A 26,367-nucleotide genomic window follows, 5' to 3' on the forward strand; every position below is an offset into this window, starting at 1 on the left:
GAGATGTTTTCAAAAGATAAGCTTCCCGTTATCCTTTTTTTGTTCCTGGCAGGGGTGATTAATTACCTGGATCGCTCGGCGCTTTCCATTGCAGCTCCTTTTATTCAGGATGATCTCACATTGTCTGCAACGCAAATGGGCTTGATTTTCAGCAGTTTTTCGATTGGTTATGCGATTTTTAACTTTCTTGGGGGCGTGGCATCCGACCGCTATGGGGCAAAGCTAACCTTGTTTGTCGCGATGGTTGTTTGGTCGCTGTTTAGCGGAGCAGTCGCCCTCGCTTTTGGCTTTGTCAGTCTGCTGATTATACGCATTCTCTTCGGAATGGGAGAAGGCCCGCTTTCGGCGACCATCAACAAGATGGTGAACAACTGGTTCCCGCCGACCCAGCGGGCGTCCGTTATCGGTGTAACCAACAGCGGCACGCCCCTCGGGGGAGCCATTTCCGGCCCGATAGTCGGCATGATCGCAGTGGCGTTCAGCTGGAAGGTATCCTTCGTTCTCATTATGATTATTGGATTGATATGGGCAGTGCTCTGGTTCAAGTTTGTCAAAGAAAAGCCGCAAGAGACGATGAAGGAAGCACCGGCAATAAAAGCAGAAACGTCTCCCGGAGAAAAAATTCCGCTAACCTTTTACCTGAAGCAAAAAACGGTCCTATTCACGGCGTTCGCTTTTTTCGCTTACAACTACATCCTCTTCTTCTTTTTGACATGGTTTCCGAGCTATCTTGTCGACGAACGGGGATTAAGTGTTGAATCGATGAGTGTCATCACGGTCATACCGTGGATTTTAGGATTTATCGGGCTGGCTGCGGGAGGATTTGTTTCTGACTATGTGTACAAAAAAACGGCCCGAAAAGGTGTGCTGTTCTCGCGCAAGGTTGTGCTTGTCACGTGTTTGTTTTCATCAGCTGTCCTGATTGGTTTTGCCGGGCTTGTGGCAACGACTGCAGGGGCTGTCACTCTTGTCGCTCTGTCAGTGTTCTTTCTTTATTTGACCGGTGCTATCTATTGGGCTGTCATTCAAGATGTGGTTGATCAAAACAATGTCGGTTCTGTTGGCGGCTTCATGCATTTCCTCGCCAACACGGCAGGAATTATCGGCCCGGCTCTAACCGGATTTATTGTTGACCAAACAGGCACGTTTTCTGGAGCATTTTTGCTTGCCGGAGGGCTGGCTGTCTTCGCTTCACTTGCTGTGATTCGTTTTGTCCGTCCAATCATTGGCAAGCCAGCGGGAACAGAAGCTGAGAATCCTGTGTCTTATTAATCTGGAAATATAGTGGGAGAGGCGGTATGTTTGATGATACAATATACAGTAAATAATCGCAGCCGGTATGATAAGGAAGGGAATTAGATGGTAACCATAAAAGATATCGCAAAACTCGCAAACGTATCCCACACAACCGTTTCCAGAGCACTCAACAACAGTCCTTACATCAAAGAACATACGAAGAAAAAGATATTAGAGCTAGCAGAGCAGCTCAACTATACACCAAATGTAAATGCGAAAAGTCTGGCGATGCAAAAGTCGCATACGATCGGGCTGTTCTTTACAAGCATTACAAACGGAACTTCACACAGCTTCTTTGCAGACACAATCAAAGGCGTCAATCAAGCCATAAGTGAGGATTACAATCTGTATGTGCGCGGCATTGATGATCTGAAAAACTATGACTCCGTTACACCGATGAGATATGACGGCATCATTTTAATGAGCCAAAGTGACATTGATAATTCTTTCATTTACCATATTCGCGAAAAAAACATTCCGCTTGTCGTGCTGAATCGTGATATTGATGATCGCACCATCACGAATATTTTGTCCAATGACAAGGAAGGCTCTCAAGAAGCTGTAGAATACTTCATTCAGTCCGGCCATCAAGACATCGCCATCATCGAGGGGATCGAAGGCTTTAAATCCTCCCAGCAGCGAAAGGAAGGCTACTTATCTGCACTGATTCAACATCATATTCCGATCAAGCATGAATACAGTGTCAAAGGACAGTACGATATGGAAAGCGGCTTTCAAGCGATGGAGAGGCTGCTGGCACTGCCGAATCCTCCAACCGCTGTTTTTTGTTCGAATGATGACATGGCAATCGGAGCGATGAATGCGATATTCGCAAAGGGCCTGCGCGTTCCTGATGATATTTCGGTGATCGGGTTTGATGATATTGGGTTTTCACAGTACATCACGCCAAGACTTACAACAGTAAAGCGCCCAGTGGAGAAAATCAGCGTGCTCGGTGCGCAAAAACTCTTGTCTCTGATCAGCGAGCCCGAAACAAAAGCAGAAAAAATCTTGGAAAACACAGAATTCATGGTGCGTGATTCAGTCAGACGATTGACGACGTGATGTCCCGTTTTTCAGCGGGCATTCTTTATAAAGAAAAATGTTAACGTGTGCATAAAAGGAGAGGGAGGCAATACGGGTGCAGAAGCTGAATAAAAATGTGTACGATCACTATACTCAGTATCCAGAAAAAATTCTCCAGTTCGGAGAAGGAAACTTTCTTCGGGGATTTGTCGATTGGCAGATTGATCAATTGAATCAACACACTGATTTTAATGGGAGCGTGGCAGTTGTCCAGCCAAGAGGCTCAGAAAAAATCAAACGATTAAATCAGCAAGATGGATTATATACGCTTTTTTTACAAGGAATGAAAGACGGAGAAGCGGTAAACGAGCATATGATTATCAACTCAATCAGCCGGGGGATTGACCTGTTTTCTGATTATGAAGCATACAAAGAATTGGCATCAAGCGAAAGGCTTCGGTTTATCATCTCCAACACCACTGAGGCTGGGATTGTATGTGATGAAAAAGATCGTTTAGAGGATAGGCCGCAAAAAACATTCCCTGGGAAATTAACTGCATTTCTCTACTTCCGCTATCAGGCTTTTAAAGGAGATCAGACAAAAGGGTGTGTCCTAATCCCATGTGAACTGATTGAGAACAACGGCGAAAAGCTGAAGGAAACGGTTCTTCATTATGCAGGTCTGTGGAAGCTGGAGGAAGGATTTACACAGTGGATTCATGAGGCCAATACATTTTGTAATAGTTTAGTAGACCGGATTGTTCCGGGTTTTCCCGTCGACAGCATTGATGAGATCACGGCGGATCTTGGCTATCAGGATGATTTGATAGTTGTGGGAGAGCAATATTATTTATGGGTTATCGAGGGGCCTGATTGGATTGGAAAAGAACTTCCCTTTGCGGCTGCAGGGCTCCATACAAAGATCGTCAGCGACCTCACCCCATACCGGACTAAAAAAGTAAGAATTTTAAATGGCGCTCATACAGCAATGACGCCAGTGGCTTTATTATACGGCTTAAAAACTGTTTGGGATGCTGTCGAGCATCCGGAAGTTGGGCGATTTATAAGAGAGCTGATTGACGACGAAATTCTTCCTGTTTTAAAAATGGAAGGTCTTTTTCAGTATGCTGACGATGTGCTGAACCGTTTTAAAAACCCGTATATTAAGCATTACCTGGAAAGCATTGCATTGAACTCCGTTTCCAAATTCAAAACGAGAAACCTGCCGACTCTTAAGGAATATGCTGAACAAAAGGGACAGCTTCCTGAACGCTTGGTGTTTTCTTTCAGCGCTCTTCTGTATTTTTATCATGATAACGAGACATTGCAGGATGATCCGGCAGTTCTTCAATTTTTCAAAGAGGTTTGGTGTCAGGAGGATGGCGACATGCTTCGGATTGCATCAAGAGTGTTAGGCGAACAGCGGCTATGGGGGGCAGATCTCAATGAGATACCGAAGCTGACTGATAGAGTCGCTGTTTACTTGAATCTTATTCATGAGCTGGGCATGCAGCGGGCTCTTGAACAATACTGCATACAAGGGGGAGAGGTACGTTGAAGTCGTTTATAAAGATTCATAAGCAAGATAATGTCCTTCTTGCTCTGCGGGATATCCAAAAGGGAGAGAGGCTGCATGCGGACGGCGTGTCGATTGAAGTAAAGGATGATATAAAAAGAGGCCATAAGATTGCATTGCAGCCTATTAAAGAAAACGACAGCATCATCAAGTACGGGTTTCCAATCGGTCATGCATCACAAGATATCTCGATCGGAGAGCATATTCATGTCCATAATACGAAAACCAACCTGTCTGATATCCAATCATACAGCTATACACCAAGATTTGATGAAAATCCGTATACTAATGAGAACCGGACGTTTAAAGGTTTTAGAAGAGAAAACGGAGATGCGGGTGTACGGAATGAATTGTGGATTGTCCCAACTGTCGGCTGTGTCAATGGAATAGCAGAAAAAATGCTGCAGCGTTTTGTCAGAGAAACAGGGGATATCGCTCCATTTGATAACGTACTGGTGTTAAAGCATCAATACGGATGCTCGCAGCTTGGCGATGATCACGAAAATACGAAGCAAATCCTGCTGAATGCCATTCGCCATCCAAATGCCGGCGGCGTCTTGGTGTTAGGGCTTGGCTGTGAAAACAATGAGCTGGCAAGAATGAAGGAAGCACTGCAAGATGTGAACTTGAAGCGGGTGAAGTTTCTGGAATCCCAGTCGGTGACCGACGAAATGGAGGCAGGCGTTGCTTTGCTGAAGGAAATTCATGAAGCGGCCAAAGGAGATAAGAGAGAAGACATTCCGCTGTCTGAACTGAAGATCGGGCTGAAATGCGGAGGTTCGGACGGTTTTTCCGGCATAACCGCAAACCCGCTGCTAGGCCGTTTTTCAGATTATCTCATTGCACAGGGAGGGAGCACGGTGCTGACGGAAGTACCGGAAATGTTCGGCGCAGAAACCATCCTGATGCAGCGGGCTGCCAATGAAGAAGTGTTTCATAAGATAGTCCAATTAATCAATGATTTTAAACAATATTTTATCAAACATGATCAGCCGGTGTACGAAAATCCTTCACCGGGCAACAAAGCGGGCGGCATTTCTACACTTGAGGATAAATCGCTGGGCTGTACGCAAAAAGCGGGGATTTCTCCTGTCACGGATGTCTTGAAATACGGGGAAGTGCTCAAGACAAGAGGGCTGACGCTTTTGAGCGCGCCAGGCAATGATTTGATCGCCTCCTCCGCATTGGCGGCGGCCGGCTGCCAAATTGTCCTCTTTACAACGGGGAGAGGCACGCCGTTTGGCACCTTTGTCCCGACGGTGAAAGTAGCGACAAACACCGAGCTGTATGAAGGGAAGCCGCATTGGATTGATTTTAACGCAGGCCTTTTAGCAGAGGATGATGTTCATGAGGAATATGTGCTGCGTGAGTTTATCCACTATATGGTTGAGGTGGCAAGCGGCCAGCTTGTGAACCATGAAAAAAATGATTTCAGAGAACTCGCCATTTTTAAATCGGGTGTGACGCTATAATAAGAAAAGGCTATCCTTCAAGCGGATAGCCTTCTTCATTAAATCAATTTTAAACCGCTGACTAAAATAATGGACGCCATAATAAATTGCAGTGGACGCGGGGAGAATCGAGGCGAAAGATGGCTTCCGATCAGCACGCCGGGAATTGAACCAATGAGCAGATTAGCTGCCAGCATGTAATCCACGCTTCCGAAGCTAGCGTTCAAAATGCCTGCTGCCGTAACAAGAAGAAATGCATGCGCGATATCTGTTCCGACAATCTGTGACGCTTTCATGTTAAATAAGTAAATCATGGCGATTGCAAATAATGAGCCGGAACCGATTGATGTTAAGCCGACGATAAACCCAAACACAACACCAATAAGAATCGTCAGCGCCCGCTTATTTTCAAGCGGCATCAGCTGCCAGCGGTTGGGACGAAGTTTTCTATCCAAAAACAAACGAACGATGATTGAAATGGCAACCAGCGTTAACACATATCCTAGAGCGTGCTTAATAATTTCTTCCTGATGCTGGTGAAAGGCGGGGAACAAATGCAAGATGCCAATGGCTAGCGAAGCACTCGGAATACTGCCGATGGCTAAGTATTTTACCAATTTAAAATTAATCGTTTTCTGCCGCCAATGGGAGGCAACGCCAAACAGCTTTGTGATCGAGTTATATACAAGATCTGTACCGACCGCGATGGAAGGATTAATTCCAAGCACAATTAAAAGGGGAGTTAATAAGGCCGCTCCACCCACTCCCGTCAATCCGACTAAGGCTCCGACAAACAAACCCATCAATATGATGCTTACACTCATGATAAAGGCCTCCTGAAAACCCGACTATTTTTATCAGATTATATATGATTAGGACGCGTTAATCAATTAAATTTTTTGAATTTTTGCACGTTAGCTGCTTGAAATTTTGGTATGCTCAATATCTCTATTCATTTGCCCTATAATGAGTGTCTGGACGAAATCGAGAAGTACTAAAGGCGCAAAAAAAAAGATACCTCTTAACAGGTATCTTTTTTCTTGTTTACGCTACATGCGCTGCTGATAGAAAGGAAGCTCAGTGTGGCCCATTTCACGCACATAAACGAACAGGTTGCCTTTATGGTGAATTTCATGCTCCATTGCAAGCTGAAGTAACGCGCGGCCTGTGACTTTTCTGCCGAAAGCGGATGTCAGATCAATTTCTCTGTCCAGCTGCTCTTCAGTCAGCTGTTCAAGGATAGCGGCCGTTTTTTCTGTATATGTTTTTGCCAGAACATTGAGATCTGTTTCTGTTTCTTCCTGCTTGTTTTGAAATGGTGAGGCATTGCCTTCCTTAATGACATTTGCGAACAAGTGGAAAGACGTAAGAATGTGTTTGACCAGCTCTTCTGCTGACATTGATGTTTCTGCCGGTTTGTAGCTGTAATGGTCTTTGCTGATTTTTTCGGCAAGCTCATTGGTCACGTTTCGATGGGATAAAAAATGGCTGACAATTTGATTGGATTGGCTCATTATGTTCTCCTCCATATGTAAAAATAAATGGTGCAATGAAATCCTATATCAACGGTTACGAATTCACAAGTAATATGCTGTGGGATGAAACAAAATGCTATGTCAATCGTATATATAACGTTCACAAAACATGAAATGGAGTATAAACATGACTAACATACCTTTCATTTATCAGTACGAAGAAAAAGAGAATGAAAGAGCTGCGGCGGGCTACGGCACTTTCGGTTACCTTATCACACGGATTGAAGAAACGCTTTATGATCAATACGGTGTATTCTATGAGCTCTATGCCAGTGATGATCCAAATACGGAATACTGGGAGCTTCTTGTAGAAGATGTCCGCAGCGGTTCATTGGAGCCTGAGCATGTGGCATATATATTTGAAAAGCTTGAAAAGAAAACCTTTGCTTACGATGAAGATGAGAAAGAACCGGATTATACCGTCCATAAGTCTATAAGAAACAGTGTATACGCGTATCCCGAAAAGGGAGTTGCTTTTGCCAGAATTCCATATTTTCAAGATGGGAGCATTATGAGTTTTGATTGTCTGTTTGCGGTTAACGATGAAAAGATGCGTGCATTTCTGGAGGGAGTCAGACCGCGTCTTTGGGAAAAAAGCAAGCGGAAAGTGACCGTGTTTACGGATGGAGATGGAGGGACTTCAAGAGAGCAGGAAGCCATTGTCAGAGAGGTTCAGCGGAGTCAAGTCATCATGAATCCGCTATTGAAAAAGGAGATATACAGATCAATTGATCAGTTTTTTCATAGTGATAAATCGTTTTATCAAACATATGACATCCCTTACAAGCGCGGCATTCTGTTATATGGACCTCCTGGAAACGGAAAGACGACGTTAGTGAAGTCGATCGCAGGCAGTATCGATGCACCTGTTGCTTATTGGCAAATTACTGAATTTACGTCGAGCGAGACAATAGAAGAAGTCTTTCAGGCAGCGAGACGCCTCGCTCCTGCAGTTCTGGTCATCGAGGATATAGATTCGATGCCGGAAGATGTGCGGTCCTTTTTTCTCAATACGCTGGACGGCGCGACATCAAAAGAGGGGCTATTTCTCATCGGTACGACAAACTATCCCGAAGAGATCGATCCAGGTTTGATGAATCGTGCAGGGCGATTTGACCGTGCCTATGAAATCGGGCTTCCGGATGAAGAGCTGCGGCTGGAATATATGAAAATGAGAGGCTTTGGCATCTTTTTGAGTGAAGGAGAAATAAAAAACGCCGCAAAACTTACAGAAGGCTTTTCCTTTGCACAGCTGGGAGAATTATATGTATCTTCAGCCCTTCAATGGCACCAAGAAGGGAATCACCATATTGAAACCATGGTGAAAGACATGACAGGAGAGCAAAGAAAAAGCCAGCGGGGAAGCTGGATGGAAAGAAACAAAGTCGGTTTTCACTAAAAGAAAGCACGGGTGTTTGAAAAACCCGTGCTTTTTTGTTGCGGTTAGCCGAAATTCGACAATTGCGGTTATTTTGCGTTCTTCTTTTTCTTGTAAATATGATAAAATATGACATATCTCGGGTAATTCAAAAGGGGGGATTAATTGAGGATGAAGCAGACGATTCCGTCCTCTTATGTCGGGCTTAAAATTAATGAATGGTATACTCATATCCGGCAGTTCCACGTCGCTGAAGCCGAACGGGTCAAGCTCGAAGTAGAAAGAGAAATTGAGGATATGGAAGAAGACCAAGATTTGCTGCTGTATTATTCTTTAATGGAGTTCAGGCATCGTGTCATGCTGGATTACATTAAGCCTTTTGGAGAGGACACGTCGCAGCTAGAGTTTTCAGAATTATTAGAAGACATCGAAGGGAATCAGTACAAGCTGACAGGGCTTCTCGAATATTACTTTAATTTTTTTCGAGGAATGTATGAATTTAAGCAGAAGATGTTTGTCAGTGCCATGATGTATTATAAACGGGCAGAAAAGAATCTTGCCCTCGTCTCGGATGATATTGAGAAAGCCGAGTTTGCTTTTAAAATGGCTGAGATTTTTTACAATTTAAAACAAACCTATGTTTCGATGAGCTACGCCGTTCAGGCATTAGAAACATACCAAATGTATGAAACATACACCGTCCGCAGAATCCAATGTGAATTCGTTATTGCAGGTAATTATGATGATATGCAGTATCCAGAAAGAGCATTGCCCCACTTAGAACTGGCTTTAGATCTTGCAAAGAAAGAAGGCAATCCCCGCCTGATCAGTTCCGCCCTGTATAATCTCGGAAACTGCTATGAGAAAATGGGTGAACTGCAAAAGGCAGCCGAATACTTTGAGAAATCTGTTTCTATTTGCAAGTCGGAAAAGTTCGATAATCTTCCGCATTCTATCTACTCTTTAACACAAGTTCTGTATAAACAAAAAAATGACGCCGAAGCGCAAAAAAAGTATCGTGAAGGATTGGAAATCGCCCGTCAATACAGTGATGAATTATTTGTGGAGCTTTTTCAATTTTTACATGCGTTATACGGAAAAAACATTGACACAGAATCGGTCTCACACACCTTTCAATTTCTTGAAGAACATATGCTGTATCCTTATATTGAAGAGCTGGCGCATGATGCTGCCCAATTCTATATAGAAAACGGACAGCCCGAAAAAGCACTTTCATTTTATGAGAAAATGGTGCACGCACAAAAACAAATCCAGAGAGGAGATTGTTTATATGAAATCTAAATGGATGTCAGGTTTGTTGCTCGTTGCGGTCGGGTTCAGCTTTACTCAGGTGATGGTTCATGCAGGTGAAACAGCAAACACAGAAGGGAAAACATTTCATATTGCGGCACGCAATCAAACATGATGCATAAAAAAAGACCCTTAGGGGTCTTTTTTATTTCTTCAGCTTCCATTCTTTTATCGTCAGCTCAGAAGATCCACTTGCCACCAGCGGATCCGCATGGCCGATTTCCGCTGCCTCTTCCAGTGAATCTGCTTCGATGACATACGCTCCGCCTGTGGCGTCGCTGAATGGCCCAAACATTTTTAAACGTTTTTCTGCTTGTAAACGATCCAGAAATTCATAGTGCCCAGCCACATGCTCCTGATTAAATTTCTCCGTTCTCATTGTCAGCATTAAATATGTATACATATTCAGACCCTCCGTGAACTTCAGTTTAACACATTTATCCATATTACGGTGATAGATGATATGAGCTTTTCGTCCTACGAATGCCACCTATTTATGAAAAAAGAAAAGGAGAGATGATAGGTGAGCATTCCAGTAAAGAAAAATTTGGTTTCTGAGGCGAAATACGCGTTGAAGTGTCCTAATGCAATGTCCGCTGAATACATTACCATTCACAACACGGCAAACGATGCATCAGCGGCCAATGAAATCAGCTATATGATCGGGAACACAAGCTCGACAAGCTTTCATTTTGCGGTCGATGATCAAGAGGTGATTCAAGGTCTGCCGCTTAACCGAAACGCCTGGCACACAGGTGACGGCACAAACGGTCCGGGAAACCGCAAATCAATCGGTGTTGAGATTTGCTACAGCAAATCGGGAGGCCCGAAGTATGAGGCAGCTGAAGCCTTGGCGATTTCATTTGTTGCACAGCTTTTGAAGGAGCGCGGCTGGGGCATCGATCGTGTGAGAAAGCACCAGGACTGGAACGGAAAGTATTGCCCGCACCGCATTTTATCAGAGGGGCGCTGGGATCAAGTGAAGGCGGCAATTGAAAAGGAATTAAACGGGGGCTTATCAGCTAAAAAAGCTGCAGTCTCTTCTTCAGCGTCTGTATATCAGGTGAAAAAAGGCGACACATTGTCAGGGATTGCCGCATCACACGGAGTCAGTGTGAAAACGCTGCAAAGCATCAATCATATTACTGACCCGAATTACATTAAAGTCGGACAAGTGATCAAACTGCCTCAGACGGCATCTGCTTCTAAAAGCCATGCCGCATCCTCATATCCGCTCCCATCCGGCGTGATCAAAGTGACAAGCCCGCTGACGAAAGGGACAAAAGTAAAGCAGGTGCAGACCGCTTTAGCCGCTCTTTATTTTTATCCTGATAAAGGAGCGGAAAATCACGGCGTTGACGGCGTTTATGGCCCGAAAACAGCAAATGCAGTGAAACGTTTTCAGTCTGTCAGCGGTTTAACGGCTGATGGGATTTACGGTCCGAAAACGAAAGCGAAGCTGGAGGAAAAGCTGTAAATGAAAAGACGGAAGCTGTGAAGCTTCCGTCTTTTTATCTTACATACAAACTGCGGCAAGCACCTTTTGAATATCATAAATGCTCTCATCTTTTTTAAACTGCTTTGAGACGGCAGGAAGTTCTGCGCCGGAGATCCAAATTTTCAGCTCTGAATCGAGATCAAAGCGGCCGGCGGTTTCCACGCTGAATCTGGAAATGCTTTTGTACGGAATCGATTGAAACTCCGTTTTCTTGCCTGTGATTCCCTGTTTATCCACAAGGATAAGCCGCTTTTCAGTAAAGACAATCAAATCGCGAACCAGCTTAAACGCGGCTTCAACATTCTCACCCTCCAGCAAAATATGGGCAAGCTCTTCTTTCACAGCTGCCGTTGACAGTGTTGATGCATTGCCGAGTAATCCATCAATAAACCCCATCATATACCTCCTCTGCGTATTCTATCAAATCATACTATAAAAAAGGTTTTCATTCATAGATGAGTAGAGTAAACTGGTGCTGACTGGTAAAGGGGGCGTTCAAAATGAAAGATATGTATGACAGCTTTGCAGCCCTTTCTGCTTCTGAGTCGGAGTACCGGATTATTTATGAGGAGAAAAACGGAAGTGAGCTTATCGTCCTCGGTCCCCACGGCGGCAGAATTGAGCCTGGCGTCAGTGAATTGGTGCGGGCATTTTCGGATCGATGTTCCATCTATTTGTTTGAGGGTCTAAAGCCGCGAAACAACCGTTCCTTGCATCTCACTAGCATTCGTTTTGATGAGCCGCTGGCTTTAGAAAAAGTGAATGACCACCATTACGCATTAGCGTTTCACGGGTATTATGATCCAAACATCCCGCATACTTTGGTCGGCGGGGCGGATCGTAAAAAAGCCAAGCTCATTTGTGAGCGTCTGAATGAAGCGGGTTTTAGCGCCGAGCTCACTAATGAGAAAGACCGCCTGGCAGGTGTACACCCAAACAATATTGTCAATCGGACGAAAAGAGAAATGGGGCTGCAATTGGAGGTGAGCACGGCACAGCGAAACGCGCTGTTCTGCAATTTTGGGTGCCGTGATAAAAGCTACATACAAAACGATTTGTTTGATCGATATGTGGAAGCTGTCAAGCTTGGCTTTTATACATAAAACGAAACGGGACCTGCACTGTCAGCCTATTCCTTCATACGCTGGGATTGTGCGAAAGTGTAGGGAGGAATGATTCATGTTTTATCATATAAAAGAGCTTCAATATCAAGCAAAGCCAGCTCATCCCGATCCGGTTTATGCGAAAAAACTTCAAGAGGTGCTCGGCGGCCAATTCGGTGAAATTAGCGTCATGATGCAGTATTTGTTTCAAGGGTTTAACTGCAGGGCGGATGCTAAGTATAAAGATTTGTTATATGATGTGGGGACCGAAGAGATCGGGCACGTAGAAATGCTGGCAACGATGATTTCCAGGCTTCTGGACAATGCACCCGCGGATGTACAGGAGGATGCTTATAAAAGCAATCCTGCTATCGCAGCAGTCATGTCAGGGATGAATCCTCAGCACGCGATTGTGTCCGGATTGGGGGCGATGGCATCAGATAGTGAGGGCTATCCGTGGAATGCAAAATACATTATCTCAAGCGGAAACCTGCTGGCCGATTTTCGCGCTAACTTAAATGCGGAGGCCCAAGGACGCCTTCAGGTGACACGGCTTTATGCCATGACCGATGATCCAGGGGTAAGAGATATGCTGTCATTTTTGATTGCAAGGGATACCTATCATCAAAATATGTGGTACGCGGCCATTAAAGAGCTGGAGGAAAGAGAACGGGATATTGTCGTCCCGACGACGTTCCCGCGTGAGCTCGAAAAGCAAGAAGTCTCCTATGATTTGTTTAACTTTTCCAGGGGGGATGAAAGCTCGCAAGGAAGATGGGCACATGGGGAAGCCTTTGACGGCCGGGGTGAATTCAGGTATATCCCGGCTCCGATTGCGTTCGTATCTGCGCCTCACCTTAAACCGGCGCCCATGTGGCTGCATAATACAGTTCCCCCAATGTCGAAATGTTAGGTTCTCTTCTGGGCTGAGGAATATATCCTTAGCCCGTATTTGATCAGATGTTTTTGCCAATATGATATAACGCTTTTTCCTCAGCGACCTGCAAGTGCTGCTGATCGCCTTCCTCGTACGCATTTGGCCGCTTGTGAGATAATAAATAAGCGAGCCGCTTCTGAAATTGAATACCTGCTTTACGCCGTTCAAACATGTCAAGCCTTTTATCAGCAAATTCCTTTGTTACCCGGAATACCGCCGCAATTGTGGCGAGTGCCTGGCTTCTCCATTGCGGCAGTTCCATCTGCAACAGCATAAAGGTTGGCACACAGAAGTGGTACATAAATTGATTTGCCTGAAATTCTTGAAGCTCTCTGAAGAGCTTGTTCATCTGAAAATGATTGCCTGCATGCTTTAACACGTGGCACAGCTCATGGCCAAAATCCTCCCATTGCTCTTCCCGTGACTTTTTTTGGTTCAATACGATACTGTACATGCCGTCGTATTTCACCATCATGCTCCCCATATCCTCAAAATGCACCCAAATATCCAGATCCTTTGCGATTTTCAGCATGTCAATGTGATGAGGGGATGTGATGCCCAGCCGGCCGTATAAATTTTTAACGTATTCTTCCAGATGTGATAAGTAATCGCCCAATTGAATACTCCCTTTCGAACATTTGTTCTGTTTTTAGCGAGAAAGAAAAGCCCGTATAGGACTGGAAAGTAGTGTAGAAATCTTTCCCTTTTCTTTAAAAAATAAACACTTTTTTCTTTATATCGGTCTACTTTTTATATGTTTTAGAGAACAGAGAACGATTTATTTATTTTTCGGTTTGCGGTTTTTCTCTTTTTCTTTTAAATAGTTGATAAATTCGATGGCCTGCTGTTTGCTTTCTGGGGAAAAATCCTGCATATCGCGGTATGCAAGCTGCAGGTCCGGATCTGAGAACATATCGTCATCGGATTTTTTGTCTTTTCCCGTTAATAAGTAATCAGTCGTTACTTGAAAGTAATCAGCCAGCTTTTGGAGTGTGTCGTAATCAGGTTCGCTTCGCCCATTTTCATAGTGGGAATATCGTGCCCGTGACACACCGATGTGTGATGCGATTTCTTCCTGTGTCCTTTTCCCTCTGAGACTCTTCAATCTGCCGCCTATCATACTATGACCTCTCTTTTTTAAACTCCCTACGTTACTTATGATTATAGATACAATATGTATCAAAATAAAGTTATGATAAAAAAAGTATCAAAAATAACTTGATGATACAGTTCGTATCGTTTATACTTGGTAACAGTTGATACGAAATGTATCGAAAACAAACCAGGAGAGTGATCACATGTATCCAATCCAAATTGTTTTTAGTGAAAATCCCATAGATCAGCGCCATCTCGGACAATCCGGCGGCACCATTTCGTTTACGGCATGCGGCCTTCCGGTGTTTCACTTTGAAACGCAGGAACAGTTTCGAGCATACATGATGTTAAAAGGAGAAGCGGCGTACAATGAAAAACGATAAAAGCTATCCTTTTCCGACGTATTCAGGGTTATTGAATTCAGAACATTATGACAAAATCGGCCCGGCGCTATGGCTGTTTCTCTGGTTTATCAGCTCAACAACAAAAGAAATCGAAAAAGACGGCGTAAGCTGGGGCATCGTACTCGGCCATAAGCCGTTAAAAGCGAGAGAAATGGCGGCAGTCTTCGGCGTAAGTGAAAAAACCGTCAGAAGATGGCTGGAGCTTCTCGAAAACCATGATTACATAAAGGCCGTCCGTGCGCCATACGGACTGATGATTTCGGTCAAGCATTCCAAAAAATTCAGCTTCAGATCGGACAATACTGTACACGGGAGTCTAAAAGAACGGCCATTTTCGCCGCAGACACCGGACACAAACGACCGTACAGATATAGATAAAACAAACAAATATACTGCTGCTGATGATGCAGTGGATCACATTGCGAAGCGGTTTACACAATTACGGTCGGCTCAAGAAGGACGCACCGTGTATCCTTCCTCAAGAGATTATCAAGCCATCGCCCGCATTGTTGCCATCGGCGTTCCTGTCACGCAAACAATCAAATGGCTTGAAGAATGCTTTCAGGCTTTTGAAAACCGGCGGACCGCCGCTTCTGAAACAATCAAGGCTTTTCGCTACTGCTCGAAATTCATTGAAGACAGATTTTTCGCGCAGCAAGCCAAAAAGAATGCCGCAATTCAGCATGAGAGGATGAAAAAACATGACAAAACGAACAATCGAACAGATTTTGGACGAGCTGAGAAGAGGGAGACGTCCATTACTGGCGGACAAACCGGACGAATCAGACGCAAGCAGGTATGATTGCCTGCGCTGCAAGGATCAGGGAGGTTATCTCGTCAGGCAGAATGGCCTGGAAGTCTGGACGATGTGCAGCTGCATGGCAGAACGGAAAGTGAAGCGGCTGCTGGGTGCAAGTGAGATTACCCACGCTTTCAGACAGCTCGGCTTCAAGGAATTCCGCACGGAGGGAAAGCCGCAGGCCATAAAAGACGCATTTGAGTGTACAAAAGAGTATGTTGCCGATTATGAACAAATCAAGGATTGCCGAAAAAACAGCATTGCCCTTTTAGGACAGCCCGGATCAGGGAAAACACACCTTTTGACTGCCGCTGCCAACGAATTAATGAAAACATGCTATGTGCCTGTCATTTATTTTCCGTTCGTGGAAGGCTTTACTGATCTGAAAAATGATTTTGCCCTATTAGAAGCGAAGCTGAACCGGATGAAGCAGGCGGATGTGCTGTTCATAGATGACCTGTTTAAACCGGTTAACGGCAAACCCCGCGCTACAGATTGGCAATTAGAGCAAATGTATTCGGTACTCAATTATCGCTACTTAAATCATAAACCGATTTTGCTTTCGAGCGAGCTGACAATTGAAGGACTTGTACGGGTCGATGAAGCGCTCGGCACGAGAATCTATGAGATGTGCAGTGACTATTTAGTGATTATCAAAGGAGCAGCCTACGAGCTTAACCATAGATTGGAGGGCGTCAGATAATGTGTAAGCTTTGTCAAACAAAGAAAGTCATTGTGGAACATACCGGTATTGGAGTCGTTTTTCATCCATGTCCGAACTGCCGGTCCGGCACTGACTTAACGCCTGTCATTCAAAAGCTGGAGCAAATGCTGACAGCGGGAAAAGCGAGGCTGAATATCTATGATTAAACAGCTGACTGCTCTAATCGCTTTGCTGTTTCGGGCAAAGCGAACAGAAAAAAACATTGAACAATGGTATAAGGACGACGGGAAGTGAAAGTGTTGGCAAAGACAAAACAGGCAGAGAAAAGCCCTGCGCCGTGGCGTGCTGTCCCGTGCGGGGATACGAAACCGATCTATATTTATTCAGCTTACAGTGAAGAAGAAAAAGAAAGATTTCCGTACTCAAACGGGCGGCTGATTGCAGCTGTATTTGACCTCAGCTCTTATTCGCAAAAAAGCAATGCCGCTTTGATGGCCGCTGCGCCTGAATTGCTGGAAGCATCTAAAGCAGCTCTTGATTTTCTGAAGGGAAATTCTGTTCATTCAAAGGAGCGCATCATTCAGCTATTAGAAAAAGCCGAAGCAAGCGCTGCACCGAAAAGGGGAGGAAATAAAACATGATTCATCCTAAAAAACTGCAGCATATTGATTCCGTCACGCTTAAGAGTCAGCTGGAGGACGGGAAAATCCGTGTCATTATTGTGGATGGCATCAAGCAAGAAGCATGGATCACAGAAGCGCCCGAGCATGGAAAAACGCTCGTCGAAACAAGAAAGGGCGACCTTGCCCGAGTGGAATTTGAAATCGGCTACAAATTAAATTAAAGCGAAAACAGAATACGTCCAAGACGGAAAGCCTGCGGACACTGATCAACTGCACAGCATTTGTGCGTTGATTGGTGTCCGTTTTTTATTTGCCAAAAATAAGGAGGATCATAGAATGCAAGACTTACTATTTGAATATAAACGCACGCTCAAACAAACAAGAATACAATATAAACCGCTCGCTGAGGCAGATGAATCCGTGCTCTCAGCTGAAGAGCTGAAGGATAAAAAAATCATCAGAAATATGATTACTGATCTTGAATATGTAACAGAATGGCTTGAAAAAGGAAGGCAGCCCGGCATCAGACGGGCGATTGACCGGCGTGATGCCTACCAGCGGCTGATGATCAAAGACCCGAGAATCATCGAATCATTTTCCAGCGCTATGATGTTTGAGCCGGACGGACAGGTATCAGAAGAAGACAGAGAGAAAATTCGAGAAGCATTAGCCCTGTTAACGGACAGAGAAAAGGAAATGTTTTTGCTGCATAAGGTAGAATGTTTTTCTTATGAACGGATCGCCGATCTTCTCGGCGTGAAAAAATCGACAGTGCAAACGACGATTAAACGGGCGAGTTTAAAGATGCAAAGACAGCAGGAAGACATGAATCGATCACTTGCATGAAAGCTTGTCATACGTTTGCCACCTATAAGTGAATAGAGCATGACACATAAGCGGCTGGCATGATCAGCCGCTTTTATGAATAAACAACCATGCTGGAGGTGGCGGTGATGCCGTAGCATGAAAACACAACAGCGCGAACAAGCATTAGCAATCTATCAACAACATCAAGGAAAGATCACAAATCGGGCGATTGCGGACACAATCGGTGTTTCCGCGAAAACAATCGGCATCTGGAAAAAACAAGACAAATGGAAAGAGGCCCTGTTTTCTGCGTCCAAAAACGAACAAAAACAGCGCCCTATAGACAACGATGAATTAAATGAACGCCAGCGGCTGTTTTGCCTGTATTACGTCAAAAGCTTCAATGCCACACAGTCAGCAATCAAAGCGGGCTATTCTCCGGACAGCGCTCATGTGACGGGCAGCCGGCTCTTAAAAAACGAAAAGGTCGCTGCTGAAATCAGACGCATAAAAAAAGAAATGGTCAATGAGATGTTTATTGAAGCGATGGATGTGCTGCAGGTTTATATCAAGATCGCGTTTGCGGATATTACGGACTATGTGACCTTTGGAAAAAAAGAGGTCCAGGCTGTCGGGAAATCGGGTCCGCTGTTTGATGAAGATGATAACCCGATTATGAAGGAAATCAGCTTTGTCGATGTCAAAGACTCGGGGCTCGTTGACGGCACCATTGTAACGGAAGCAAAGCTTGGCAAAGAAGGCATTGCCATCAAGCTTGCAGATAAAATGAAGGCGCTTGAGAAGCTGTCCTTATATTTTGATTTGTTTCCAGATCAATTTAAACAAAAAATTGAAAATGAGAAATTGAAGCTTGCCAAACAAAAAGCGGAGAAAACAGATGACAGCCAGGAACCGATTGAAATTATGATCAAACGAAAAGAGGGCAAGTCATGATTGTAAAAGAAATCAACCCTCATTTCGAAGATTACGTGTTCAATTGGGAGCAGACGTACCAGTTTCTCGTCGGCGGCTACGGCTCATCCAAAAGCTATCATACGGCATTGAAAATCGTGCTAAAGCTGCTGAAGGAAAAACGGACGGCCCTTGTGATCCGGGAGGTGTTCGATACCCATCGGGATTCGACCTTCGCCTTGTTTCAAGAGGTGATCGAAGAGCTCGGTCTCACAAAGGCTGTGGCATCTCTTTCTTCCCCGCTGCAGCTGCGATTTCACAATGGCAGCCGGATCATGTTCAAAGGAATGGACAATCCGGCAAAATTAAAATCGGTTCATAACATTTCATTAATATGGATTGAAGAGTGCTCAGAGGTGAAGTATGAGGGGTTCAAGGAGTTAATCGGACGTCTTCGCCATCCTGAGCTGAAGCTTCATATGATCTGTACCACCAATCCCGTCGGCACCTCCAATTGGACGTATAGGCATTTTTTTCGGGATGAACGCAAGAAACGGTTTGTGCTGGATGACAGCGAACTTTACGAAAAGCGGACGATTGTGAAGGGAGATACGTATTACCATCATTCCACCGCTAACGACAATCTTTTTCTCCCGGAAAGCTATCTGAAACAGCTTGACGGACTCAAAGAGTATGATCCCGACCTGTACCGGATTGCCCGCAAAGGACGATTCGGCGTCAACGGGATCAGGGTGCTGCCGCAGTTCGAGGTACTCCCGCATGATCAAGTGAAAAAATGTATCGCAGACATCAGCAAGCCAATCTTTCGTACAGGCATGGATTTTGGATTCGAGGAATCCTATAATGCCGTCGTCCGGCTTGCTGTAGATCCTGAGAAAAAATACCTCTACATTTATTGGGAGTATTATCAAAACAAAATGACAGATGACAGGACGGCTGAGGAGCTGCGTGAGTTTATTGAGACACAGGAATTGATCAAAGCCGACTCGGCTGAGCCGAAAAGCATTCAATATTTCCGCCAGCAGGGCTTTCGGATGGTTGGAGCCAGAAAGTTTCCCGGCTCCAGGCTTCAATATACCAAAAAGGTAAAACGGTTCAAAAAAATCTTCTGTTCGGATCGCTGTGAAAATGTCATCTATGAGCTCAAGACACTTACGTATGCCAAAGATAAAAACGGAGCTCTGATTGAGGATGAATTCACGATTGACCCGCATACGCTTTCTGCCATTTGGTATGCGATTGATGATTATGAGGTTGCTGATATGAAAGAGACAGCACACAAACGAATCCGGCCGAACAGAGAAAGGAGGAGGTCATAAATCATGCACAATCAAACAGTCAGAGCAACTGTATTTAAAGCCAATGCCGCGGCTCCTCAGACAAAGCAAATCTATGAAGATGACTTTTCTGAGCTGTACGGAGAGGACATTATCGCTCCGCCCTACAATATCATCGAGCTCAAAACCATTGCCGAATACTCGACCATTCTTCAGCAATGCATTGATGCGTACAGAGTGAATATTACAGGCTTTGGATTCGATGTTGAGTACACATTTGATGTCAACGCAAGTGATGTCGATCAGGCAAAAAAGAAAAGAGCGGAAAAAGACTGGGCCAGACTCGAAGCCTTTTATAAATGTCTTCACTTTGATGAATCAGCTGAAATGATTTTAGGCTATGCCATCGAAGACAGAGAAAAAACAGGCAACGGATTTATGGAAGTGCTTCGCGACGGGGCGGGAAAACCTGCCGGCATCGAATATTTAGATGTGAAATATATGCGTGTATGCGGAGCAGGCGAGCCTGTAGAGGTTTCATTCGTATATGAAGAAAACGGGAAAATGAAAAGGATCAAAAGGCAAAAACGCTTCCGAAAATATGTGCAGATGATCAATGGAAAGAAAGTATTTTTTAAAGAATACGGCGATCCGCGAAAAATGGATATTCGCACAGGTGAATATGTAAACACATTGGCAGAGAAGTATCAAGCAAATGAAGCCATTCACCTCAAAATCGGAAGCGGCGTATACGGTGTACCCCGCTGGATCGGCAATATTGTCAATTTATACGGGGCCCGAAAAGCAGAAGAGCTCAATTTTATGTATTTTAAGCAGGGACGTCACGTCCCCGCTGCGATTACAGTGGAAAACGGGATGCTGTCTGAAGCTTCTTACCGGGAGCTGCAGGAATACATGAATGATCTTGAAGGTGTTGAAAACGCCCATAAATTTCTCCTGATCGAAGCGGAAGGAATCGCAAAAGAAAAGGATCTCCACGGAGGCGAGGATATTACGCCGGTTTCCGTGGAAATCAAATCCTTGGCTGAAATTCTCCAAAACGACGCCCTGTTTCTTGAATACGATGAAAAAAGCAGAAATAAGCTGCGTTCCGCGTTCCGTCTCCCGCCGCTGTATACAGGCGAGGCCCAGGAATACAACCGGGCGACAGCTGATACTGCTAGAAAAATTACGGAGGAGCAGGTTTTTCAGCCGGAGCGAAAAACGCTCGTGAATAAACTGAACACGCTGCTTTTGCCGGAGCTGAATATCCATGACGTCAGGCTGACATTAAAAGGACCGGACTTTCGTGATCCGCTTGAGATTGCGAAGGTGCTCGGTCCTTTTATTACAGCAGGAGCAGTCTCGCCGAATGATTTACGCGACCTTGCGGGACGGGTGCTTGGCAAAACACTGGAGGAGTGGCCGGAGGACATTTATAAACGGCCTGCAGGACAGGATGCGGAAAAGACAAACCTGACTGCGCTCATGCAGGAGTTGAAAGAAAGCATCGAAGATATCAAAACGTCCTGAAGGGAGGTGAATCAAGCAGGTGGCGCGAGAATTAAGAAATGCCAAAATCAGCTTTGTCAGTTATGTGGACAAGGCGGCTAACCAGACAGAATTTTTCTTTACGAAGTCAGCCGAACCTCCGTCATTTGAAAAAAAGGTTCGGCTGTTTACAAAATGTGAGCAGGATGAACAAAAGCTCGTGTACGGAATCGTGTATGAGCCTGATGTTCCTGATGCCCACGGCGATTTTATGACCGCCGAGGAAATTGAAAAAGCGGCGCACGGTTTTCTCGCGGAGGCACGGGAGATTGATATCAATCACAGCTTTGAGGGCGGAACCGGCGTCGTGGTCGAGTCCTATGTGGCGCCCGATGATTTTATGATCGGGTCAAAGCGGATTACTAAGGGCTCATGGGTACTCGTGACAAGAGCGTCTGACGAGGTGTGGGAACAGATTAAGGCTGGAATTATCACCGGCTACAGCATGGCTGGCACTGCAGATGTGTATGAAGAAGAACCGGTCGAAAAAGCAGGGTTCTTTAGTGTATTCAAGCAAATGCTTGCTGACAAAACAGGGAAGGAGACTGAAGAAATGAGAAAAGAAGACATGAAAGAATCATTCGAGCATGCGCTTTACCCTCTGCTCAAACGGCTTGAGCGGATTGAAAAAAACACAGACACGGAGGAAAAGCCGGAGCAGACGGGTGATGACGAGCGTCTGAAAAAGCTCGTTGAAGACATGCTTGCCCCGCTGATCGAACGCATCGAGGCTTTGGAAAAAGCGCGAGGCGCGTCTAAGCAGACAGCGGACGATACGGGCGGCAATACAGAGCAAGTCAAAAAATCAATCTGGAGCGGACTGCTGTAAAACCAGTCAAGGAGGAGGAAATCAATTGAGAAATCAAGAGATCATTCGGAAAGCGGAAATGTCGCTTTCTGCTTTAAAAAGCGGCGGGCTTATGAACCCTGCGCAAGCATCGGCTTTTATCCGCATGGTGCAAAACACGCCGACCATTTTCAGTGAATCCCGCGTGATTCAAATGGAAAATGACTCGCAAAAATTTGAGAAAATCGGCTTCGGCCAGCGTATTCTGCGGGCTGCGCAAGAAGGAAAAGCACTGTCAAACGACGAGCTGACAGTTCCAACGACAAGCACTGTCCAGCTGAACACGAAGGAAGTCATTGCGGAAATTAACATTACGTATGACACACTTGAAAACAATATTGAAAAAGACGGCCTGCAGCAGACAATCATGCAAATTTTAGCAGAGCGCGCAGCAGTTGATATTGAAGAGCTGATCGTTAACGGTGATACAGCATCAGCTGATCCGTATCTGGCACAGCTGGACGGCATCCGTAAACAGGCGGTTTCCCATATCGTTGACATGAACGGTGAAGAATTGTCCAGAGCGACATTCAAGAAAGGCTTAAAGGCAGTTCCGCCAAAATATTTGCGCATCCCTCAGGAATTCAGATTCTATACGTCTCACGGCTTAGAAGTTGAATGGAAGGACCGCGTGGCAGACCGCCAGACAAACCTTGGGGACCAGGCTGTTCAGGGCGGCTTGTCAACAGCATTCGGCGTACCGGTCAAAGGAGTATCCAATATTCAGCCGTACACAGTCGGTGAGGGAGACGCGCAATATGACGCTTCTGATATCATTCTCACACATCCGAAAAATATCATTCTCGGCTTCTCCCGCAATATCCGAATTGAAGTCGACAAAGACATCCGCTCCCGTAAATTCATTATTGTCTTAACGGCCAAGCTGGACAGCAAGTTCGAGGAAGAGGATGCCTGCGCGAAATTAATTAACGTAAAAGAATAATAGAAACGAGGTGGTCAGCTCATGCTCATTGAACCGACTGACGTAGCCTCCTATTCGGTCTATGATCGGGTGAAAAACAGGCCGGAAGAGCTGCTGGCGCAGGATATCATCGAGGCGGAAGCAGAAGCGGCTCTCATCACGGGCCACCGCTTTGAAGACAGCTTGTATGATCCGCTGCCCGGTAAGGTGAAGCTGGCTTTAGTAAAGCTTGCCCAGTATTTTGCGCTTGTCAACAGCGATGAATCTGCCTCATCAAGCTATCAGTCTGAGAAAATGGGGGATTATTCCTACACGGTTTCCGGAGAAGGCTGGATTCAGCGGCCTGAGGTGTATCATTTGCTCGAAGAGTTTATCAAGCCGGGCTACGTCCCTGAATCCTCCAGACTGAAGGTGAGATCTTTATGAGCTACAAGCAGATGCTCATTCACCGTTGCGACATTTATCATGAAGCAGCCCAAGCGCCGTCTGCAGGCCGATTTGGGATTCCGGCAGACAGGCTGCAGCCGGTGATTTCATATCCCGATACACCCGATGAACAAGATGTCCCTTGTTATTTTACCGAAAAAACACAGCAGCTGATTCAGGAGAAGCCGGATCAAACTGTATATCATAGCTTTCTCGTCCATTTTCCGTTGTCAGCGGACATCCGCGTGAACGATAAAATCATTTGGGAGAATCATAAATATATACTAAAGCTGCCGAAAAGGATCAGGCATCATCATTGGGAGGTCGTCGCAGTCAGGGATGAAAGCCTATGAAAATAGCGGGATTGAAACAGCTGAACACGGCATTAAAAGAAGCGGCTTCAGGCGGTTTTTCCAGACAGGCGTCCCGGTGGCTTGAGGAGTGCGGGCAAGATTTTCTGGAGATCGTCCAATCTGAACTCATCAGCACACAAACGATTGATACAGAAAAACTGCTCAGTTCCTTTGAGAAAGGCGCAGAGGACAATCTCTGGATTGTGCAAAGCGGCGGGCTTTCGCTTGAGGTGGGGACACAGCTTGATTACGCCTCATTTCTTAATGACGGCCATTGGACGTCAAAACAAGATGTGAGATGGGTGCCGGGGCGTTTTCAAGGCTCACGGTTTATTTATGATCCAGCGGCTTCAACGGGAATGGCGCTCAAGAGAAAATGGATACCGGGCACGGGCTACTGGGATCATGCACTGCTTTTATATGAACAGCTGTTTGAAAAATCGCTGGAAAGCAAACTGCGCCAGTGGCTGAAGAAGCTGTAAAGGAGGAGCAGGATGAACAGTGAAACAGGATCGATCATGGCGTTTTTGTACAGCCGGTGGTCTGTTCCCATTTATGAACGCGAGCTTCCTGATCACTTTCAGGTGCCGTCGTTATACGTCCCGCCACCATCTGTTTTCGAGGAAACAGATACGGTCTCCACATTTAAAAAAACCTACAGTCTCAATGTAAAACTGTTTCATCTGGACTCCGTTCAGGCACTGGATGAAGCGGACAGGCTCGCGGATGCCATCAGAGAAGCGAGAAATATGATTCCGCTGCTGAGTGAATCCGGTGAGAAGACGGGGGATATGGTTCGCATCTCCCAAATCGAGACAAGGGTAGGGGACAGGGGCGAGGCGGCCATGGTGATCAGGTGGAGCAGCCGATATTATTATCACAAAACAGAACAGCCTGTCTTACAGGATATCGACATGAACAGCGGGGTGAAATAAACGGTGTCAAAGGACAAACAACAGAAGAAGGCTGTACATACAAAGAGCCGAGAAGCTCTATTTGATACAGCGGATTTGATTAAGCATGCGAAGGAACTGTTCGGCGTTAAGCCGGATATTCTTCAGGGGGCTTTATTTGGCGTGGATCAACCACGTATGACGAAATCAGAAGCCAACCAATTGATTCAAACATTTCTAACCAAGGAGGTCATGTCATCATGAATGGCGGAACATTTACAACAGGCAAAGAAAAAGAACGTGCAGGCATTTATTTTAACTTTAAAACGACGGCACAGGAGCGGGTATCACTCAGTGAACGGGGAACAGTCGCACTTCCGGTCGCATCAAGCTGGGGCGAAGCGAAAACGTTCGTCTCCATTTCCAGCGTTGAAGACCTAAACAAAAAAGTGGGCCTCAGCATTGATGACCCGTCTTTATTGCTGCTGCGTGAAGCGAAGAAAAATGCGAAAACGGTATTGATGTACCGTCTAACCGAAGGTGTCCGAGCGTCTGCTGATATTGCTGAAGGCGTCAAAGCAACTGCAGTATATGGCGGAACAAAAGGAAATGACATTATCATCCGCATCAATCAAAATGTGCTGGATGCTAATTCTTTCGATGTGACAACATATATGGACGAATCAGAGGTTGATAAACAGACTGTCAAAAAGGCTGAAGAATTAACAGCTAACGGCTATGTCACTTTTACCGGAACAGGCGATCTTTCTTCAACGATTCCTCTCACTGGATCAGAAGGAGACACTGCAGCTGAGACGCTGAATGCATCCGCGGGCATCCGTTTATCTGGCGGTACGGATAAAGCCCCTGTCAACTCCGACTATACAGATTTCTTAGCCGCGGCTGAAACGGAGAGCTTTGATGTGATTGCGCTGCCTGTTGCAGAAGGTGACCAGTTGAAGGCGACGTTTGCTGCTTTCATTAAACGCCTGCGCGACGGCCAAGGACAAAAAGTGCAAGGCGTCACAGCCAATTATGCCGGTGATTATGAAGGCATCATCAACGTAACAGAGGGTGTGCTGCTTGAAGATGGCACGGAAGTTACTCCGGACAAAGCAACAGCTTGGGTAGCTGGAGCGAGTGCAGGAGCAACCTTTAACCAATCACTCACATTTGTAGAGTACGAAGGCGCCGTTGATGTGTTACACCGCCTTGACCACGATACGATTGTTGAACGTCTAGGCAAAGGTGAATTTTTATTCACATTCGACGCCCGTGACAAATCCGTCAGCGTAGAAAAGGACATTAACTCACTCGTGACGTTCACAGCTGAGAAAAACAAGAAATTTGCAAAGAACAAAATCGTTCGTGTCCTGGATGCTGTGAATAATGATTTAACACGCGAGCTGAAAGCCTTAATTAAATCAAGAAAAGGCAGCGGAAGCGATATCCCGGCATCTGAAGACGGACTGCAGTATGTAAAAACGATGATCACGCAATACATGACAACGCTTCAGGATGCGGGCGGCATCACTGGCTTTGATTCCGATGAAGATATCACAATTTCAATGAATGAAGATCGTGACGGCTTCTTGATTGACCTGGCTGTTCAGCCTGTCGACGCAGCAGAAAAATTCTACTTTAATGTGGAGGTAAACTAAT

At 45.4% G+C, this 26,367-nt stretch carries 34 protein-coding genes; 28 read left to right on the forward strand and 6 right to left on the reverse strand.

The features are described from left to right. Window positions 1–3 precede the first annotated feature (3 nt). The 4 genes from M1D65_RS06670 to M1D65_RS06685 all read left to right on the forward strand — a co-directional run bounded on the left by M1D65_RS06670 (window position 4) and on the right by M1D65_RS06685 (window position 5,370). The gene (locus M1D65_RS06670) at window positions 4–1,272 is read left to right on the forward strand and encodes an MFS transporter (RefSeq protein WP_021479487.1); all 1,269 of its coding nucleotides are present in this window, start codon (window positions 4–6) and stop codon (window positions 1,270–1,272) included. Window positions 1,273–1,359: 87 nt separating this feature from the next. After that, complete coding sequence (locus M1D65_RS06675; protein ID WP_021479486.1) at window positions 1,360–2,361, forward strand: LacI family DNA-binding transcriptional regulator; 1,002 nt, start codon at window positions 1,360–1,362, stop codon at window positions 2,359–2,361. Between the two features lie 76 nt (window positions 2,362–2,437). After that, window positions 2,438–3,880: a tagaturonate reductase gene (locus tag M1D65_RS06680; protein WP_064671277.1), complete on the forward strand. Its 1,443-nt coding sequence runs from the start codon at window positions 2,438–2,440 to the stop codon at window positions 3,878–3,880. Continuing rightward, entirely contained in the window at window positions 3,877–5,370 is a 1,494-nt protein-coding gene (locus M1D65_RS06685) for a UxaA family hydrolase (RefSeq protein WP_064671278.1), read from the forward strand. Before M1D65_RS06680 ends, M1D65_RS06685 begins: the two co-directional genes overlap by 4 nt. Window positions 5,371–5,408: 38 nt before the next feature. On the opposite strand, the gene M1D65_RS06690 is transcribed toward M1D65_RS06685, so the two are convergent. Both M1D65_RS06690 and M1D65_RS06695 read right to left on the reverse strand, forming a co-directional pair. Continuing rightward, entirely contained in the window at window positions 5,409–6,173 is a 765-nt protein-coding gene (locus M1D65_RS06690; protein WP_014476525.1) for a sulfite exporter TauE/SafE family protein, read from the reverse strand. Between the two features lie 225 nt (window positions 6,174–6,398). Continuing rightward, window positions 6,399–6,863 (reverse strand): DinB family protein, encoded by a 465-nt coding sequence (locus M1D65_RS06695; protein ID WP_014479541.1) that lies wholly within the window; start codon window positions 6,861–6,863, stop codon window positions 6,399–6,401. A 148-nt stretch (window positions 6,864–7,011) separates the two neighbouring features. Here M1D65_RS06695 and yjoB point away from each other — a divergent pair, with 148 nt between their 5' ends. The 3 genes from yjoB (at window position 7,012) to phrA (ending at window position 9,688) form a co-directional block, all read left to right on the forward strand. Continuing rightward, a complete protein-coding gene (yjoB, locus tag M1D65_RS06700; protein ID WP_003245490.1) occupies window positions 7,012–8,283 on the forward strand; it encodes an ATPase YjoB in 1,272 nt (423 codons plus the stop codon). A gap of 144 nt (window positions 8,284–8,427) precedes the next feature. Next, complete coding sequence (gene rapA / locus M1D65_RS06705) at window positions 8,428–9,564, forward strand: response regulator aspartate phosphatase RapA (protein WP_015252291.1); 1,137 nt, start codon at window positions 8,428–8,430, stop codon at window positions 9,562–9,564. Then, window positions 9,554–9,688 carry a phosphatase RapA inhibitor PhrA gene (gene phrA / locus M1D65_RS06710; protein WP_003245487.1) on the forward strand — a complete coding sequence of 45 codons (135 nt, stop codon included), beginning with the start codon at window positions 9,554–9,556 and terminating at the stop codon, window positions 9,686–9,688. Before rapA ends, phrA begins: the two co-directional genes overlap by 11 nt. A 30-nt stretch (window positions 9,689–9,718) precedes the next feature. Here phrA and M1D65_RS06715 read toward each other — a convergent pair whose 3' ends face one another. Further along, window positions 9,719–9,976 carry a YciI family protein gene (locus tag M1D65_RS06715; protein ID WP_003232731.1) on the reverse strand — a complete coding sequence of 86 codons (258 nt, stop codon included), beginning with the start codon at window positions 9,974–9,976 and terminating at the stop codon, window positions 9,719–9,721. A gap of 120 nt (window positions 9,977–10,096) precedes the next feature. On the opposite strand from M1D65_RS06715, the gene M1D65_RS06720 reads away from it, so the two are divergent. Then, window positions 10,097–11,050 carry an N-acetylmuramoyl-L-alanine amidase gene (locus M1D65_RS06720; RefSeq protein ID WP_456270817.1) on the forward strand — a complete coding sequence of 318 codons (954 nt, stop codon included), beginning with the start codon at window positions 10,097–10,099 and terminating at the stop codon, window positions 11,048–11,050. A 39-nt stretch (window positions 11,051–11,089) separates the two neighbouring features. Here the strand turns inward: M1D65_RS06720 and M1D65_RS06725 are convergent, their stop codons facing one another. Beyond that, window positions 11,090–11,467 carry a PH domain-containing protein gene (locus M1D65_RS06725; RefSeq protein WP_015715726.1) on the reverse strand — a complete coding sequence of 126 codons (378 nt, stop codon included), beginning with the start codon at window positions 11,465–11,467 and terminating at the stop codon, window positions 11,090–11,092. 104 nt (window positions 11,468–11,571) lie between these two features. Here M1D65_RS06725 and M1D65_RS06730 point away from each other — a divergent pair, with 104 nt between their 5' ends. Together M1D65_RS06730 and M1D65_RS06735 are read left to right on the forward strand one after the other, a co-directional pair. After that, the gene (locus tag M1D65_RS06730; RefSeq protein ID WP_161619677.1) at window positions 11,572–12,174 is read left to right on the forward strand and encodes a poly-gamma-glutamate hydrolase family protein; all 603 of its coding nucleotides are present in this window, start codon (window positions 11,572–11,574) and stop codon (window positions 12,172–12,174) included. 76 nt (window positions 12,175–12,250) lie between these two features. Next, on the forward strand, window positions 12,251–13,087 hold the full coding sequence (locus tag M1D65_RS06735; protein ID WP_456270818.1) for a manganese catalase family protein: 837 nt from the start codon (window positions 12,251–12,253) through the stop codon (window positions 13,085–13,087). A 43-nt stretch (window positions 13,088–13,130) separates the two neighbouring features. Here the strand turns inward: M1D65_RS06735 and M1D65_RS06740 are convergent, their stop codons facing one another. Both M1D65_RS06740 and xre read right to left on the reverse strand, forming a co-directional pair. After that, complete coding sequence (locus tag M1D65_RS06740) at window positions 13,131–13,727, reverse strand: ImmA/IrrE family metallo-endopeptidase (protein WP_003232721.1); 597 nt, start codon at window positions 13,725–13,727, stop codon at window positions 13,131–13,133. Between the two features lie 162 nt (window positions 13,728–13,889). Then, a complete protein-coding gene (gene xre, locus M1D65_RS06745) occupies window positions 13,890–14,231 on the reverse strand; it encodes an HTH-type transcriptional regulator Xre (RefSeq protein ID WP_003232719.1) in 342 nt (113 codons plus the stop codon). Between the two features lie 178 nt (window positions 14,232–14,409). Here xre and M1D65_RS06750 point away from each other — a divergent pair, with 178 nt between their 5' ends. The 18 genes from M1D65_RS06750 (at window position 14,410) to M1D65_RS06835 (ending at window position 26,366) form a co-directional block, all read left to right on the forward strand. Next, on the forward strand, window positions 14,410–14,589 hold the full coding sequence (locus M1D65_RS06750; protein ID WP_123373430.1) for a hypothetical protein: 180 nt from the start codon (window positions 14,410–14,412) through the stop codon (window positions 14,587–14,589). After that, a complete protein-coding gene (locus M1D65_RS06755) occupies window positions 14,576–15,412 on the forward strand; it encodes a phage-like element PBSX protein XkdB (RefSeq protein ID WP_003245799.1) in 837 nt (278 codons plus the stop codon). Before M1D65_RS06750 ends, M1D65_RS06755 begins: the two co-directional genes overlap by 14 nt. Beyond that, window positions 15,312–16,112 (forward strand): DnaA ATPase domain-containing protein, encoded by an 801-nt coding sequence (locus M1D65_RS06760; protein ID WP_456270819.1) that lies wholly within the window; start codon window positions 15,312–15,314, stop codon window positions 16,110–16,112. Before M1D65_RS06755 ends, M1D65_RS06760 begins: the two co-directional genes overlap by 101 nt. After that, entirely contained in the window at window positions 16,112–16,279 is a 168-nt protein-coding gene (locus M1D65_RS06765) for a hypothetical protein (protein ID WP_003245588.1), read from the forward strand. The genes M1D65_RS06760 and M1D65_RS06765 overlap by 1 nt, the downstream gene beginning before the upstream one ends. 84 nt (window positions 16,280–16,363) lie before the next feature. After that, on the forward strand, window positions 16,364–16,714 hold the full coding sequence (gene xkdD / locus M1D65_RS06770; protein ID WP_021479479.1) for a phage-like element PBSX protein XkdD: 351 nt from the start codon (window positions 16,364–16,366) through the stop codon (window positions 16,712–16,714). Continuing rightward, window positions 16,711–16,917 (forward strand): phage-like element PBSX protein XtrA, encoded by a 207-nt coding sequence (gene xtrA, locus M1D65_RS06775; RefSeq protein ID WP_021479478.1) that lies wholly within the window; start codon window positions 16,711–16,713, stop codon window positions 16,915–16,917. Before xkdD ends, xtrA begins: the two co-directional genes overlap by 4 nt. 115 nt (window positions 16,918–17,032) lie before the next feature. Then, the gene (locus tag M1D65_RS06780) at window positions 17,033–17,542 is read left to right on the forward strand and encodes a sigma-70 family RNA polymerase sigma factor (RefSeq protein WP_120028003.1); all 510 of its coding nucleotides are present in this window, start codon (window positions 17,033–17,035) and stop codon (window positions 17,540–17,542) included. A gap of 117 nt (window positions 17,543–17,659) precedes the next feature. Continuing rightward, entirely contained in the window at window positions 17,660–18,457 is a 798-nt protein-coding gene (gene xtmA, locus M1D65_RS06785; protein WP_029317665.1) for a phage terminase small subunit, read from the forward strand. After that, window positions 18,454–19,755, forward strand: coding sequence for a PBSX family phage terminase large subunit (locus tag M1D65_RS06790; RefSeq protein WP_038828719.1), 1,302 nt, complete (start codon window positions 18,454–18,456; stop codon window positions 19,753–19,755). Before xtmA ends, M1D65_RS06790 begins: the two co-directional genes overlap by 4 nt. A 3-nt stretch (window positions 19,756–19,758) precedes the next feature. Next, window positions 19,759–21,246, forward strand: coding sequence for a phage portal protein (locus M1D65_RS06795; protein ID WP_032725514.1), 1,488 nt, complete (start codon window positions 19,759–19,761; stop codon window positions 21,244–21,246). A 19-nt stretch (window positions 21,247–21,265) separates the two neighbouring features. Then, window positions 21,266–22,093, forward strand: coding sequence for an XkdF-like putative serine protease domain-containing protein (locus M1D65_RS06800; protein ID WP_456270820.1), 828 nt, complete (start codon window positions 21,266–21,268; stop codon window positions 22,091–22,093). A gap of 25 nt (window positions 22,094–22,118) precedes the next feature. Further along, on the forward strand, window positions 22,119–23,054 hold the full coding sequence (locus tag M1D65_RS06805) for a phage major capsid protein (protein ID WP_003232690.1): 936 nt from the start codon (window positions 22,119–22,121) through the stop codon (window positions 23,052–23,054). A 21-nt stretch (window positions 23,055–23,075) separates the two neighbouring features. After that, window positions 23,076–23,459 carry a protein YqbG gene (gene yqbG, locus M1D65_RS06810; RefSeq protein ID WP_456270821.1) on the forward strand — a complete coding sequence of 128 codons (384 nt, stop codon included), beginning with the start codon at window positions 23,076–23,078 and terminating at the stop codon, window positions 23,457–23,459. Continuing rightward, the gene (locus M1D65_RS06815) at window positions 23,456–23,812 is read left to right on the forward strand and encodes a YqbH/XkdH family protein (RefSeq protein ID WP_003232682.1); all 357 of its coding nucleotides are present in this window, start codon (window positions 23,456–23,458) and stop codon (window positions 23,810–23,812) included. Before yqbG ends, M1D65_RS06815 begins: the two co-directional genes overlap by 4 nt. Further along, window positions 23,809–24,294, forward strand: a complete 486-nt coding sequence (locus tag M1D65_RS06820) for an HK97 gp10 family phage protein (protein ID WP_003245226.1) — start codon at window positions 23,809–23,811, stop codon at window positions 24,292–24,294. Before M1D65_RS06815 ends, M1D65_RS06820 begins: the two co-directional genes overlap by 4 nt. Before the next feature lie 12 nt (window positions 24,295–24,306). Further along, on the forward strand, window positions 24,307–24,747 hold the full coding sequence (locus M1D65_RS06825; RefSeq protein WP_003232680.1) for a phage-like element PBSX protein XkdJ: 441 nt from the start codon (window positions 24,307–24,309) through the stop codon (window positions 24,745–24,747). Between the two features lie 3 nt (window positions 24,748–24,750). Next, window positions 24,751–24,969, forward strand: coding sequence for a hypothetical protein (locus M1D65_RS06830; protein ID WP_003232679.1), 219 nt, complete (start codon window positions 24,751–24,753; stop codon window positions 24,967–24,969). Continuing rightward, complete coding sequence (locus M1D65_RS06835) at window positions 24,966–26,366, forward strand: phage tail sheath family protein (protein ID WP_003245369.1); 1,401 nt, start codon at window positions 24,966–24,968, stop codon at window positions 26,364–26,366. Before M1D65_RS06830 ends, M1D65_RS06835 begins: the two co-directional genes overlap by 4 nt. The last annotated feature ends 1 nt before the right edge of the window (window position 26,367 follow it).

It is taken from the genome of Bacillus sp. JZ39 (genome assembly GCF_053903145.1).

What these genes read in the sequence shown, in the direction of transcription:
- M1D65_RS06715 (WP_003232731.1), bottom strand. Translation starts at nt 9,976, where the DNA reads ATGTATACATATTTAATGCTGACAATGAGAACGGAGAAATTTAATCAG.
- M1D65_RS06780 (WP_120028003.1), top strand. Translation starts at nt 17,033, where the DNA reads ATGCAAGACTTACTATTTGAATATAAACGCACGCTCAAACAAACAAGA.
- M1D65_RS06675 (WP_021479486.1), top strand. Translation starts at nt 1,360, where the DNA reads ATGGTAACCATAAAAGATATCGCAAAACTCGCAAACGTATCCCACACA.
- M1D65_RS06760 (WP_456270819.1), top strand. Translation starts at nt 15,312, where the DNA reads ATGACAAAACGAACAATCGAACAGATTTTGGACGAGCTGAGAAGAGGG.
- xtrA (WP_021479478.1), top strand. Translation starts at nt 16,711, where the DNA reads ATGATTCATCCTAAAAAACTGCAGCATATTGATTCCGTCACGCTTAAG.
- phrA (WP_003245487.1), top strand. Translation starts at nt 9,554, where the DNA reads ATGAAATCTAAATGGATGTCAGGTTTGTTGCTCGTTGCGGTCGGGTTC.
- M1D65_RS06825 (WP_003232680.1), top strand. Translation starts at nt 24,307, where the DNA reads ATGAACAGTGAAACAGGATCGATCATGGCGTTTTTGTACAGCCGGTGG.
- yqbG (WP_456270821.1), top strand. Translation starts at nt 23,076, where the DNA reads ATGCTCATTGAACCGACTGACGTAGCCTCCTATTCGGTCTATGATCGG.
- M1D65_RS06695 (WP_014479541.1), bottom strand. Translation starts at nt 6,863, where the DNA reads ATGAGCCAATCCAATCAAATTGTCAGCCATTTTTTATCCCATCGAAAC.
- M1D65_RS06820 (WP_003245226.1), top strand. Translation starts at nt 23,809, where the DNA reads ATGAAAATAGCGGGATTGAAACAGCTGAACACGGCATTAAAAGAAGCG.
- M1D65_RS06735 (WP_456270818.1), top strand. Translation starts at nt 12,251, where the DNA reads ATGTTTTATCATATAAAAGAGCTTCAATATCAAGCAAAGCCAGCTCAT.
- M1D65_RS06790 (WP_038828719.1), top strand. Translation starts at nt 18,454, where the DNA reads ATGATTGTAAAAGAAATCAACCCTCATTTCGAAGATTACGTGTTCAAT.
- xtmA (WP_029317665.1), top strand. Translation starts at nt 17,660, where the DNA reads ATGAAAACACAACAGCGCGAACAAGCATTAGCAATCTATCAACAACAT.
- M1D65_RS06755 (WP_003245799.1), top strand. Translation starts at nt 14,576, where the DNA reads ATGAAAAACGATAAAAGCTATCCTTTTCCGACGTATTCAGGGTTATTG.
- yjoB (WP_003245490.1), top strand. Translation starts at nt 7,012, where the DNA reads ATGACTAACATACCTTTCATTTATCAGTACGAAGAAAAAGAGAATGAA.
- M1D65_RS06795 (WP_032725514.1), top strand. Translation starts at nt 19,759, where the DNA reads ATGCACAATCAAACAGTCAGAGCAACTGTATTTAAAGCCAATGCCGCG.
- xre (WP_003232719.1), bottom strand. Translation starts at nt 14,231, where the DNA reads ATGATAGGCGGCAGATTGAAGAGTCTCAGAGGGAAAAGGACACAGGAA.
- M1D65_RS06725 (WP_015715726.1), bottom strand. Translation starts at nt 11,467, where the DNA reads ATGGGGTTTATTGATGGATTACTCGGCAATGCATCAACACTGTCAACG.
- M1D65_RS06670 (WP_021479487.1), top strand. Translation starts at nt 4, where the DNA reads ATGTTTTCAAAAGATAAGCTTCCCGTTATCCTTTTTTTGTTCCTGGCA.
- M1D65_RS06750 (WP_123373430.1), top strand. Translation starts at nt 14,410, where the DNA reads ATGTATCCAATCCAAATTGTTTTTAGTGAAAATCCCATAGATCAGCGC.
- M1D65_RS06690 (WP_014476525.1), bottom strand. Translation starts at nt 6,173, where the DNA reads ATGAGTGTAAGCATCATATTGATGGGTTTGTTTGTCGGAGCCTTAGTC.
- M1D65_RS06835 (WP_003245369.1), top strand. Translation starts at nt 24,966, where the DNA reads ATGAATGGCGGAACATTTACAACAGGCAAAGAAAAAGAACGTGCAGGC.
- M1D65_RS06765 (WP_003245588.1), top strand. Translation starts at nt 16,112, where the DNA reads ATGTGTAAGCTTTGTCAAACAAAGAAAGTCATTGTGGAACATACCGGT.
- M1D65_RS06815 (WP_003232682.1), top strand. Translation starts at nt 23,456, where the DNA reads ATGAGCTACAAGCAGATGCTCATTCACCGTTGCGACATTTATCATGAA.
- M1D65_RS06730 (WP_161619677.1), top strand. Translation starts at nt 11,572, where the DNA reads ATGAAAGATATGTATGACAGCTTTGCAGCCCTTTCTGCTTCTGAGTCG.